Origin of the sequence: Nocardia sp. NPDC006982, from assembly GCF_042869435.1 — a bacterium.
Classification (GTDB): Bacteria; Actinomycetota; Actinomycetes; order Mycobacteriales; family Mycobacteriaceae; genus Nocardia.
This window is the reverse complement of the sequence record NZ_JBIAFV010000015.1, coordinates 78,414-90,439: the sequence shown is the minus strand read 5'-3', so window position 1 is coordinate 90,439 and position 12,026 is coordinate 78,414. Positions and strand designations below refer to the sequence as shown.

General features: G+C 64.9%; 12 protein-coding genes. 4 read left to right on the top strand and 8 right to left on the bottom strand.

The window, feature by feature from the left end; translation table 11 throughout:
- Positions 1–4 precede the first annotated feature (4 nt).
- From ACFYOW_RS38690 to ACFYOW_RS38680, 3 genes are all read right to left on the bottom strand, one after another.
- A complete protein-coding gene (locus ACFYOW_RS38690) occupies positions 5–520 on the bottom strand; it encodes a YbaB/EbfC family nucleoid-associated protein (RefSeq protein ID WP_387295185.1) in 516 nt (171 codons plus the stop codon).
- A 10-nt stretch (positions 521–530) separates the two neighbouring features.
- Positions 531–845 (bottom strand): hypothetical protein, encoded by a 315-nt coding sequence (locus ACFYOW_RS38685; RefSeq protein WP_387295183.1) that lies wholly within the window; start codon positions 843–845, stop codon positions 531–533.
- A 150-nt stretch (positions 846–995) separates the two neighbouring features.
- The gene (locus ACFYOW_RS38680) at positions 996–1,907 is read right to left on the bottom strand and encodes a cupin-like domain-containing protein (protein ID WP_387295181.1); all 912 of its coding nucleotides are present in this window, start codon (positions 1,905–1,907) and stop codon (positions 996–998) included.
- Between the two features lie 242 nt (positions 1,908–2,149).
- Here ACFYOW_RS38680 and ACFYOW_RS38675 point away from each other — a divergent pair, with 242 nt between their 5' ends.
- From ACFYOW_RS38675 to ACFYOW_RS38665, 3 genes are all read left to right on the top strand, one after another.
- Positions 2,150–3,907, top strand: a complete 1,758-nt coding sequence (locus ACFYOW_RS38675) for a hypothetical protein (RefSeq protein ID WP_387295179.1) — start codon at positions 2,150–2,152, stop codon at positions 3,905–3,907.
- Between the two features lie 45 nt (positions 3,908–3,952).
- Complete coding sequence (gene dtd / locus ACFYOW_RS38670; protein ID WP_040686614.1) at positions 3,953–4,384, top strand: D-aminoacyl-tRNA deacylase; 432 nt, start codon at positions 3,953–3,955, stop codon at positions 4,382–4,384.
- 255 nt (positions 4,385–4,639) lie between these two features.
- Positions 4,640–6,142, top strand: coding sequence for a hypothetical protein (locus tag ACFYOW_RS38665; protein ID WP_387295177.1), 1,503 nt, complete (start codon positions 4,640–4,642; stop codon positions 6,140–6,142).
- A gap of 63 nt (positions 6,143–6,205) precedes the next feature.
- Here the strand turns inward: ACFYOW_RS38665 and ACFYOW_RS38660 are convergent, their stop codons facing one another.
- From ACFYOW_RS38660 to ACFYOW_RS38650, 3 genes are read right to left on the bottom strand one after another with little or no spacing between them, the layout of a single operon-like run.
- Complete coding sequence (locus tag ACFYOW_RS38660) at positions 6,206–7,498, bottom strand: glycoside hydrolase family 130 protein (RefSeq protein ID WP_387295175.1); 1,293 nt, start codon at positions 7,496–7,498, stop codon at positions 6,206–6,208.
- Positions 7,498–8,508, bottom strand: a complete 1,011-nt coding sequence (locus tag ACFYOW_RS38655; RefSeq protein ID WP_387295173.1) for a glycosyltransferase — start codon at positions 8,506–8,508, stop codon at positions 7,498–7,500. Before ACFYOW_RS38655 ends, ACFYOW_RS38660 begins: the two co-directional genes overlap by 1 nt.
- Positions 8,505–9,686 carry a glycosyltransferase gene (locus ACFYOW_RS38650; RefSeq protein WP_387295171.1) on the bottom strand — a complete coding sequence of 394 codons (1,182 nt, stop codon included), beginning with the start codon at positions 9,684–9,686 and terminating at the stop codon, positions 8,505–8,507. Before ACFYOW_RS38650 ends, ACFYOW_RS38655 begins: the two co-directional genes overlap by 4 nt.
- A gap of 245 nt (positions 9,687–9,931) precedes the next feature.
- On the opposite strand from ACFYOW_RS38650, the gene ACFYOW_RS38645 reads away from it, so the two are divergent.
- Complete coding sequence (locus ACFYOW_RS38645; protein WP_387295169.1) at positions 9,932–11,023, top strand: glycosyltransferase family 4 protein; 1,092 nt, start codon at positions 9,932–9,934, stop codon at positions 11,021–11,023.
- Between the two features lie 17 nt (positions 11,024–11,040).
- On the opposite strand, the gene ACFYOW_RS38640 is transcribed toward ACFYOW_RS38645, so the two are convergent.
- On the bottom strand, positions 11,041–11,490 hold the full coding sequence (locus ACFYOW_RS38640) for a DUF5994 family protein (RefSeq protein WP_387295167.1): 450 nt from the start codon (positions 11,488–11,490) through the stop codon (positions 11,041–11,043).
- A 41-nt stretch (positions 11,491–11,531) separates the two neighbouring features.
- The gene (locus ACFYOW_RS38635; RefSeq protein ID WP_357466739.1) at positions 11,532–11,981 is read right to left on the bottom strand and encodes a DUF5994 family protein; all 450 of its coding nucleotides are present in this window, start codon (positions 11,979–11,981) and stop codon (positions 11,532–11,534) included.
- Positions 11,982–12,026: the final 45 nt, after the last annotated feature.

Genomic DNA, 12,026 nt, shown 5'->3' with positions numbered 1-12,026 from the left:
TCGGTCACCAGCTGGAATCGGTGACTCCGCGGTCCGTGGCCGATTGACGCGAGACGACCTCGACATTGCTGAATTCCATCGGCGCGCCGTCATTGTCGGAAACCGTTTGGCGCTCTTCGGAATTCGGTGGCGCAAGCGAGACCTTCGGCGCCTTCGGCATTTCGGAGCTCAGGTCGGGCATGCCCTCGATCAGATCCGATAGTTTGGGCAGTCGCGCACGACGGTCGTGCAGGGGCGTCATCAGCTCCTGTGCCTTGCGCATCACCTCGGCGGTCGCCTTCTGCGCCGCCTCGGTCACCGCCTTCGCGATCTCGCCGTAGCTCAATTCGTCTATGCCGGAACCGAATTTGGTTTCGATAATGGTGCCGTCGGCATTCACGGTGACCGTGATCCGCTTGCGCACGGTAGCGCTCGCGGTCAGTTCGGCACGCTGCTGCTGCACCTGCGCGATCGCCCGAAACTGTTGCTGGACTTCATCGAGCACCGCCGCCATCTCGGCCTTGGCGAATTCGTTCGTCATGGGCTACAACTCACCGGAAGCCGTCGCCGTTGGACTGGTCCATCCGCCGAAGTTCCTTGGCGGTCTTGGTCTGACCGGTGTAGAAGTTGTCGAAATTCGTCGCCGTGGTCTTGATATTCCCGGTCATCTGCTCGCGCGCGACCTTGTATCCGTCGGGGCCCTCGGCGAACTGGTGCCCCAGTTTGTCGTTCCCCCACGGCGCACCGCGGCCGGCGAGTGCGGCATCCAACGTGCTCAGCACGCCGTTCACTCGATCCCGAACGGCGCTGGTCCGCTCCGCGGCCTTCTCGAACAGATCCGCGTCGTGCCTCAACTTGTCCGACATCGCGTACTCCTCGAGCTCCAGCGGTCACCCGCACCCATCACCATCGGATCCTCTGATTCGACGATGACAGCGCTTGGCGACTCACCAGTAGCTCGAACATGAACGGCAAGTGCCGCGCCAGTTACAGCGCCCACCGACCGCGGTTCGCGGTCACTTCGGCTTGCGGAACCTGCCCATGATGCCGTCGACAATGCGCAGCACACCGCGCACCGCCATCGGGAAGAAGGCCGCCTTCATGAACTCGAAGTAGCTCGGGTTGTACCGCGCGACATACGAAATGGCCGGATCAACGGATTCGACCTGGTGCCACCAGAACATCGGGATGTAGAGGATGTCGCCGGTCTCGAGAACCACGTCGTAGTAGGACGCGTCCTGCAGCTTCTCGAAGCTGTTCACATCCGGGTCGAACTCGTCGGGGAGTCCGGTGTAGGGGTCGGAAACCTTCAACGGAATCCGGCCGTACACATTGCGGTACTCATTCGGCGGAAACAGCCGGACCCGCTTGCGGCCGTGCAGCTGAATCAGCAGGCCGTGCCATGGATCATTGTGCAGCGGAGTCAGATTGCCCTGCTGGCCGATCCACACGCTGCTCGCCGCCGGGCTCTGCTGCCGAGTGCCGACGCGCGCGGGCAGCTGATCGGCGAGCGGTTGCGGGTCCGCGGCGGCACGCGAGTAGTAGTTCTTGCCCGGCTTCGGCTCGTCGAAAACCGCTGCCATGACATCGCGGTATTCGAGTACCTCGACCGGCGACGTCTCCTGTGTGAACACGTTGGTCGCACTGGTCAGCGCGGCGACCTTCTGGTCGCCGTATTTCTCGCGCAGCGCTTCCGGCTGAAAATCCTCGAATACCGGCCAAGTTGTTGCGACACCGCGGAATACGACCGGAGTCTGTTTATCGAAGACGGCCTCGAGTTGGAACTCCCGATCGGGTACGACCAGCCCTTGCTGCCCACCCGTCGACCGATTCAGTACATCGCGAACACTTCGCCCGGCCCACAGTACGAAACTGGCTAGGAAAATAGGAGCCAGCGTGACCGGCCTCTCATCGTAACCCTTAGTCATATCCCCGTGTCTTCTAAAAGAATTGGTGCACTGCTTTGACTTTCGGTTGCTCGAAGCAACCATCACCGCGCCGTGATCCCGACCCTATCGACATCCTCGAGTCTACCGCCCCGAACCGTGCCCACTGCTGGGAAGATTGGGACGCAACTCACGGCCCGAGCAGTCGGACCTCCCACGGACGGCAACAGCCGGTGCCGGCCGGAACGCCTAGGGTCGAGGAGACGCCGATTTCAGGAGATGTCGTGGCCGACTTGCCTTCGGACCCATTGATTTCGCTGGTGACGGCGGCGGCGGAACATATGGGGTATTCGTGCCGGGCAACTGAACCCGACGAGGTGCAGTTGATGGGCCCGCGTGGGGATGGACCACATTTTCTGTGGCTTGACAACTTGCGGCGCAGGCTGAATGAGAAGCCATTCGATCAGTGGCCCGCGCTCATCGCGGATCATGTCGAAACGTTCCTGGCGCAAGTGGATCTGGATTACACCGATCCGCTCGATACCGACGAATTCACAACAGTGCGTGGATTTCTCAAGACACGGTTCGCGTCGTCGGACACCATCGCCGGTATCGACATTGTCGGGCACTACCTCGCGCCGGGCATCATCCAGGTGGTGGTGATCGAGCAACTCCGCACCGCCGAGGTCGTCACTTCCGACCAGCTCGCCCACTGGCGGATCGACACCACCGAGCTCTTCGAACTGGCCGAGGCGAACACTCGTGGCGCCGACCGCCTGGCGATCGAATGGCGGAACTACAACGATGCGCATTTCGCCATTCTGAGCGGGTCGGAGTCCGCGAGTGCCCACTCGAAATGGCTCGGCGACTATCCGGTAATCGGAACGTACGGAGCACTTTTCGTCATCTCGCACGAGGGCAACGTCTTCGCGCATCCCATTGTCGGGCCCAATGCGCTGACGGCGATGATTCTGCTGGGCAGGGTCGCCGCCAACACCTACCGCAGCGAACCGCAGCCGATCAGCCCGGCGGTCTACTGGTGGCGGGACGGGGAAATCGGCCTGGCCGCCATCACCGAGATCGATCCCGATCGCAACGTCGAGGTGCGCCCGACCCCCGAATTCGAGGCATTACTGACCAGCCTGGCGGTGACCTGTGAGTTCGCGGTAGTGCCCGCCGACGCGGTCGATACCGCGCTCGACGCGATGGAGCAGTACCAGCAGATGTGCACCGTCCCGGACGGCAGTGCGACTCCACCCGCCGTCGACGACCTCATCGCTGAGATCGACCGCAACGGCGGCGCAGTCGGATTCGTCGCCGCCGTGGCTGATTCGCGCGGAGCGGTATTGCGCACCTGGGGACCGAACCGGGGCAGGCACCTGCTGGCCGTACTGAAACTCACCAAGGACCGCGACCTCGCCGTGCTGGACGTCGAGACGGGCCACCTCTACGACCCCCGCGGCCACATCGATGTCCGCGTGACCGTCGGTGACGGCCGATCACTGCCCTACCTCACCCCCGCGCTGCTCGAGGACTTCGTGGTCGCCGCCGCCGACCCGGACGACCCGTTCCTGGTCGTCGCACGCGCGGACGAGACCTACATCCGAACGCGCCGCCACGAATGGGTCTACGAAATCGAGCACCGGGCCGGATCCGCGTCGGAACACTTTCGCGTATACACCTTGCGGCACAAAGTCGTTCGCGATGTCATCTGGGCGTGGGCCGGTGGCGACCCGTCCTGGACGGTCGCGGTGCACTGGCGGCGGGTCGATCCCACATCGCCCGGTATCGAGGCGGCATCCGGGCTGGAAATCCTGCAGGACGAACTGTCGTCCGCCGGTCCCGGCCTCACGCCCGACGCACTCGCCCTCCTCGATACCTTTCTGGCAGTTCGTGATACGCCGATCCCATCGATGGATCCGGCTCCGACCGACGCCCTTGCGATCGACCCGGCGATCTTGCGCGACCTGACGTCATCACACACCGAAGAGGCACGCCCGCTTGCCGAAGCCGAGACGCCGGACGACCCGGACGAGACCTGAGGGCAGCCGGCGCACCCGCGATCACCCGGGTGCGAGGATCGAAGCATGCGAGTACTGGTGCAGCGCGTATCCGCCGCGCAAGTGACCGTCGACGGACAGACCGTTGGCCGGATCGAACCGAATCCGCAGGGCCTGGTCACCCTGGTCGGAGTGACGCATGAGGACACGGAATCCACCGCGAAGGCATTGGCTGACAAAGTGTGGCGGTTGCGAATCCTGGAGGGGGAACGCGCGGCCGCGGATCTGGATGCGCCCATTCTCGTGGTCAGCCAGTTCACCCTGTACGCCGATACCGCCAAGGGGCGGCGGCCGTCCTGGTCCGCCGCCGCACCCGGCCCCGTCGCCGAACCGCTGGTCGAGACCTTCGCGCAAGCACTGCGCGAGCTCGGCGCAACCGTCGCCACCGGGCGGTTCGGCGCGCATATGCACGTCGAACTCGTCAATGACGGTCCCGTGACACTGCTGCTGGAGGGCTGAGCACAACCGCCCGAGCGCAACCACCCCTGACAACTTCGTGCACCGCGGTTTGCTCGGCTACACTCACGAACCACGCGGAACAGCCATGGCGTACGCGAGCGCGGTTGCCATGGCTGTCAACAGGTCGATCGCGGCGGCACCGGTCGCCGGTTGATTGCCTGCTCATTCCGGCCATTTCTATGGCAAACTCGGTCGAGCAGAATGCGGCCGCTCGACGACCGTGACGCGGAAGGTGAAGCGGGAGTTGAGGTCGCGATGGATCTGAGTGCACTCGAGCGTCGGGTAGCCGAGGATCGCCGGGCAGCGATCGACCGGACGGTCGAGAACGAATTGCGTCTGGCCTCGTCGCTGTGCGACCTCGCAAAAGGCCTGGTCGCGACCAAGAACGGCCCCGGCAGGGACCGGACGGCGGAGGCCTTGGCGCCATCGCAGGAGTCCGTCGGCATCCGGCTGCACTGGCTGGCCGCCGGGCGCGTGACCGCCGAGTTCGCGGGCGAAGTCCAGGATGCGCTACGTGTCTTCGAGCAGGCGACCCGGCACATCGGCCATCGGGAACTAGCGGCGAGCACCATCCGCAACGCCTGCCATACCTATCGCCAAGTGTCGCGGACGCATCCGCAGGTGGCCGCGGTCTGCGCGGACGGGCTCTCGAAATGCGGTGTCTGGTTGTGCCGCCTCGACCCGAAGGCCGCCGTCGCCGCCAGCGAGGACGCCGTGCGCATCCGCAGCGCGCTGTTCGCGGCGAATCCGGATCAGTCCGGAAAATATCTCGCCAGCCTGAACATGCTGCTGCGCACGCTGATGGTCGGCCGCCAGCGCAAACAGGCCGTGGCGATGTACCGCGAGCGGTATGCCGCGCTGACCTCACCTGAGATGACGGCACGGCTGCGCGAAACCCGGATCGAGGACATCGATCTCACCAACAAGACCTTCACCGCGCTCACCAAACTCGAAGCCCGGACCTTGCAGCGCGCGGGACATCTGACGCAGCAGCAGATTCTGTACCAAACCTCCGGCGATCTCGCCACGATCGAGGAGATCAACTGGAAGCTCGCTTTGGTCGGCTTGAAGCCGCTGGCCGCGGGAGCACTACCCGATCCCCCGTCCCGGCCGGTGGAAATCGGTGCGACCTTCGGCGCATTGAGTGTCCGCTGCAGCGCACGCGACGCCGTCGCCCAGGTTCGCGCCGCGATCATCGCGGCCTACGCCACCGACAACGCACGCCAGGTCGATCGCTCGGCCGTGCGCGGCGCACACGAAACCCACTGGCATACCTTCGATCCCGAACTGAACTCGACAGAATCCCTCGGCGATGACGTAGTGCTGATCGAACAGCCATACGGCGGTTCGGTTGTCGTCATGAGCCTGAACTGGGAGATCGCCCCGGTTGGCAAACATCCACTGGCACAGCATCTTTCCGCGCGTTGGCCGGTGATCAGCGTTACCGCGAACGAGAAGATGTCCTACGAGCTGTGCCGCTACGAGGACGGTGTGGCCACCCAATACGCCGCACTCGGCCGCCCGAGCGGACAGGCCCCACTCGATACCCCATTGGCACCCCTGGACTTCGCGGCCCTGGCCGACTACGGCGCGGATTACGCGTCCGAAACCCAGGTCCGCGCCGCGTTCGGCAACACAGACATGTTCGCGAAACTCACCCACCTGCCCGCCAGCGGCATTCGGCAAGCGGCCCTGGCCATTCCGCTCGCGGACTACGGCGACAACGTCCTGTTCTTCCGCAAGTCGAGCGCGGGCTGACGAACCACCCCGGCTCCTTGTGCATATCGAGATGGGCCACCCCAGATCCCGGTGCCGACAGATCTAAGCGATGAGCTGTCGGCGCAGGGCGGACAGGTCGACGAATGCGAACCTGATAGCGGAGTCGCCGCAGCCGTAGGGCAGCACCAGGGTGTTCCGGTGGACGAGCGCGCCGCACGAGTACACGACGTTGGGAACGTAGCCGTCGCGTTCGTCTTCGTTCGGGGTCAGCAGCGGCTCGCGGAGTGCGCCGATGAGTCGAGTCGGGTCGTCGAGATCGAGCAGGATCGCGCCGATGCCGTACGTGCGCATCGGACCGACGCCGTGGGTCAACACCAGCCAGCCGTCCGATGTCTCGATCGGTGGACCGCAGTTGCCGAGTTGGATCAGCTCCCAGGGTTGGGTCGGTCGATAGACGGTGACCGGCGCACGCCACACACGGGTGTCGGACGAACCGACCACACTGATGTTTTCCCGGTCCCACCGCGAGAGCATCAGGTAGCGGTCGCCGACGCGGCGCGGAAACAGTGCCATCCCTTTGTCTTCGGCACCGGACCCGGCCAGCCGAGTGCTGACGAACGTGCCGAAATCGTCGGTGCGCAACAGCCGTGGCGCGATGTGGGCGCCGTCGAAGGCGGTGTAGGTGCCGTAGTAGGCGACCGTCCCATCCGTCTCGGCGAACCGGGTCAGCCTCACGTCCTCGATGCCGCGGCTCTCGTCGGGGCTCTCCGGAAATAGCACCCGCCCCGATAGCGGACGATCAGCGGGGAAGTTCACGGTGTAGTTGCCTGCCGCCGAGGCAGCGGCCCGGCCGGTGTCCAGGAAGGGCGACGGCTTGTCGAGGCGGACCGAATCATGTTGTGCGACTGTGCCGGTCCGGAATTCGATGCTCGAAAGGTGCCCTTCGCCGAGTGCGCGCACGCTCATGACGAACCGCAGTTCGCCCGCCGCCAGGCCGGATTGGTCCGGGTGCGCGACGATCGACGGATTGAACAGCGCCGCGGCTTCGACCGCGTACTCCTGGGTGAAGTACGCGCCGATGAGCTGTCTGCGCGCGGGCGTAAGTGTTCCCCGCCGTGGCAGCAGATGTTCGACGAGCGCCGCGTGTGTGGCGAACGTCGCGTCGATATCGCGGTGGCGGTCGCCGAACCGACGGCGCACGGCAGCCAGGCCGGCCAGCATATCCGCATCGGTGAGTGCGAGCACCCGGTCGATGATGGCCTCGGCGCGTGAAATCCCCTGTCCGAGAATCTCTTGGCCGGGCAGAAATAGCCTGGCCGAGACTCTGCGGGCATCCGGCAGCAGCACCACGGTACTGCGCCGGACGAGATCGGCGGGACCGGCGGAGTTGGCCACTACCCGGCAAGCGTGAGTCGGCGCGCCTGTTGCTGCGTGGAGATCAGCGCGAGCGTCGACTCGGCGCCCTGGTTCTCGTTTCGGCCGGTGTGCTCGAGTCCGTCGCAGCAGCCGCCGCTGACCGGGTCGATGAGGGGAGTGTCGACGTCGTTCGTGCCGCGGAACCACGCCTCACACAGCAATACCGCTTCCTTCCAGTGCTGGTCGCGGGTGTCGTCGTAGGCGCGGGCGCAGGCGTCCGCCAGCGTCGCGACCTCGATGGGCTGCTGGTCGAAGCCGGGCCGGGTTTCGCCGGTCGCCCAGCCGTCGACCGGGGTGACCGATAAATGGTCACCCGAGGTCTCGATCTCGAGTAGCCAGCGCAGCATCGCGAGTCCATCGGCATAGACGCGGCCCTGTCCTGGCAGCAGCGTGCCGACCGCGAGCAGCGCTTCGGCCAGCACCGCGTTGGCATAGTGCAATCGCGGCTCGGGCCAGCGCCAGTCGAGACGGCGGGTCGGCGGGCCGATCCGGGCGGCGGCGGCCGCCAGCAGTTCACGCGCTTGCGTGTTTCCCGGCTGGACACGCAGCACCTCGGCGGCGCCGAGTGCGGCGAAGGCCATTGCCCGGGGAAATGGGGACCGCCGGTGCGCCCCGATGGTGAAGTGCGCCAACGCGACCTGCGCCAGATCGGGTTTGCGGGCGACGACGGAGCCGAGTGCCCACAGGGCGCGGCCCCAGTGATCTTCGAGGCTCGGTTCGTCCTGCCAACTCCGGTCCGTGCCCCGTCGATTGTGGCAGCTTCCGTCCTCGTTCAGCGCCGCTACGATGAAGTCCAGATATACGCCGGTGTTGTCGAGTAGTTGTTCGGTCGGCTCCGGCTCACGGACGGCCACCACCAGTGCGCGCGCGACATCGTCTACGCAGTAACCATTTTCGATGCGGGGCGTGGTGAACTTCGCGTGTTCGAAGATGCCGCACTCGTCGCTGAGTCGGTAGAGGTGCGCGTAGGAGATGCTGATGGTATTCATGCTGTAGCCAGCCTCATATCGGTTCGCAGCGTTTCCGCGGCCAGGTCACGGTACTTTCGGCCTACCGAAGTCCAAAGCAGTTCGGGGGCGATGCGTTTCGCTTCGGCGCCCATTCTCGCCGCGAGGCCCGGTTCGGTGATCACGCGGCGCAGCGCGGCGGCGATATCGGTCGGTGATTCTCGATCGACCAGCAGGCCCGCGCCGCTCGAGAGCAGTTCTTCGGCATGCGGGAAGGCGGTCGATATCACCGGTTTGCCCGCCGCGACCGCCTCGATCAGCACGCCGGATGTCACCTGCTCACGCGAATCGTAGGGCAGCAGAACGACATCGGCCTGCCTGATGAGCCGGTACAGCTCGAGGTTGGACAGGTAGCGGGCGTCGAAGTGCACGGCGTTGGCAACGCCGCGGCGCTGCGCGCGCTCGACGAGGCCGGTGCGATAGGACTCACCGTGGCGCGCATGCACTCTCGGATGTGTCTGTCCCACCACGCGGTACTGTGCTGCCGGGCGCAAGTCGGCGATGTGGACCATCGCGTCGATGCCCCATTCGATGCCTTTCCCCTCGCCGAGCAGTCCCCAGGTCAGGATTACCGGCGTCCGGGAGATCGGCTGGTGTTGGTCGCCGGACTGTCCGCAGCGATTGTCGGCGGCACCGTGCGGAATCACCCGGACCTTGGCCGGATCGACGGCGTAGTGGTCGATGAGTCGTCGGCGAGCCGTGTTCGTCATGGTGACGACGGCCGCGCAATTGCAAGCGAGCTGCTCGAGGATCATCCGCTGCTGCGGTGTCGGGGTGACCAGCACCGTATGCAGCACGGCGATGGCCGGAACCCGAAGGGCCCGAACGATTTCGAGAATATCGACGCCGTCGCGCCCACTATAGATGCCATATTCGTGCTGGATGATCGCAATATCGAAGCGGTTGAGCGCGATGGCCGCGGCGGCGGCACCGCGGTGGTCGCTGCGCTCCCACTGATGTGCCACCTCGGGGGGCGGTGTCGGATCCGGACTGTCGACCACGGCAACGACGCCTACGGTCGGGCGGCGCCCGAAATCGACCGGTACGTAATCGATTTCGCCGGGCGCGGTCAACGCATCGACGAGTGCGCCGGTGAAGGTCGCCAGCCCGCACTGGGTCGGTGAATAGGTACTCAGAACGCCATAGGACCGAGCCGACACTACGCCAGCCTTTCTGCTTCGAGGCAGCGCCGACGGTGCCGCTGTCTGCAGCCACTCAATTGGCTGATCGTGTTGCGCTGAAGCGCTTGAGAATCCGCTCCGGGAAAAGAACACGAAGGGATCGGCAACCAGGTCCCGATCATAACACTCGGATCGGCGAAAATTAGTGTGATATGATCGCCGCATCATGTTCGCCCACATCTGGGCGGCTCTCGGCGGTATTGCCGCCAGTAATCGAGGACTTTATGAGAATCGGCGTTATCGCGTCGGTCGCACACCGTACACCTCCGAAAAACTATGGCCCGTGGGAGCAAATCGCTTCGACGCTGGCCGAGGGGTTCGTCACGCGTGGGCACGATGTCACACTGTTCGCAACGGCGGACTCCGAGACCTCGGCACGGCTGGTCTCCGCCGTTCCGTCGGGATACGAGGAGACGGCCGATGCGGATGCGAAAGTCTATGAAGCACTGCATAATTCGGCGGCATTCGCGCGGGCCGGGGAATTCGACATACTCGCCAACCATTTCGACTTCATGCCGCTGACCTACAGCAGTCTGGTGTCCACACCGATGGTGACGACGATTCACGGCTTCTCTTCACCGAAAATCGTTCCGGTTTATCGGGAATTCAGTGACATCGCCCACTATGTGGCGGTCACCGATGCCGATCGCGACCCGGATCTGCGCTATTCTGCGACGATTCATCACGGTATCGATCTCGCCCAGTTCACATTTCGGCCGGAGCACGGCGAATATCTGCTCTTTCTGGGCAGAATTCATCCGGATAAAGGGACGCACCTGGCGATCGAGGTGGCACGTCAGGCCGGACTGCCGTTGATCATCGCGGGCGTGATCCAAGACCAGGAATACTTCCGCTCGGCGATCGAACCGCATCTCACCGGCACCGATGTGACCTACCTCGGTCCGGTCGGTCCGGCAGAGCGGGACGCACTACTCGGGGGTGCCCGTGCACTACTGCATTTGATCGGTTTCGCCGAGCCGTTCGGTCTGTCGGTCGTCGAAGCCATGGCCACCGGGACACCGGTCATCGCAACACCATTGGGTTCGATGCCGGAGATCATCCGCCACGGTCGCACCGGATTCCTCGTCGCCGATGTGGCGGGTGCGGTCGCGGCGGTATCGGACCTCGGGCGACTCGACCGTGCCGCCTGCCGGGACGATGTCTTCGAACGGTTCACCGCTGATCGCATGATCGATGCCTATCTAGCGCTATTCGAGCGGATCGTACGAGATTCCGGACATCGCACCGAATCGGCCGAGCCGGTACCGCAACAGGCCATCGGCTCGCCCGGACTGTTCTCGCACGCCGGACTGTAATCGACAGGGCCCCAGCGTTATCGGGTCCCAGACGGGGTGTCGATTTGGTGCGGCGTTTCGGTTCGCGACGCCAACCGCATCCGACTGTTCGCTTGATCGGGCGGGGTATCGGCGGGGATGACCAGCAGGGCCAGATGAGCGCCGCCTGCGCCTACCAGATGCATGACATCGTCTGGTTGGGCAGCGCCTGGTCCGTGCAGTCGGATGCCGTCGTCATGGTCGATGCGGCGTTGCGCGAGGCTGACCGCGTTCCAGCCGAAACCGATTCGCACGGTCGCGCCGAGGCGTGGGGTCAGGACGTTGATCAGATCGTGCAATTCGGCGGTGAGATTGGCCGTCCACGGCCACCATGCGCCGTCGACATGCCCCGAGCCGGTGCCGCTTCCGCGCAGTAGCAGGCGTGGCGTGCGGGTAGGTGTCCGGAACGGTTGCAGGTTACGTAGGGGCGGGCCGATGTTCCCGGTCATGTCCCGGTGATTGGTTATCGGGCGGTGCGCCCTGATGTGAGTCATGATCTTGTCTCGATTCCACTGGCGGCCAGGGTCGCCGGTTCGGGGGTGACGGCGGCCATCAGGGCCGCATGCGCGGTGTCCTCGGCAGTGGCCGACGGGATTACGCGGAGCACGATCAAGCCGCTGTCGCGGCCGAAGACGAACATCGTGTTCCACCGCTCGAAGCGATAGGGATCGAGCCGGACCGCGCGGTTGTCGACGGTCATTTGCTGGGGTACGCGTGACCAGCACGCGGGGTCATAGACGACGCGCCAGACCGGACCGAGCCCCACCGATAGGACCGCCAGCAAATCTGGCAGTTCGGCGGTGAGTTCGTCGGATCGGGGCCACCAGGCGCCATCGATATATCCATCGCGGTCGGCCTTCGGCTTCAGTCTCAATCGCGGCGTGTATTCCGGCGGGACGCGATGTCGAGCGGCCGGTGAGCGGATCTTTTTCGGTGCCATGATGGTGCTCCTGTTTCGGCTGTGGTGCCCGCCGATTGATGGGCG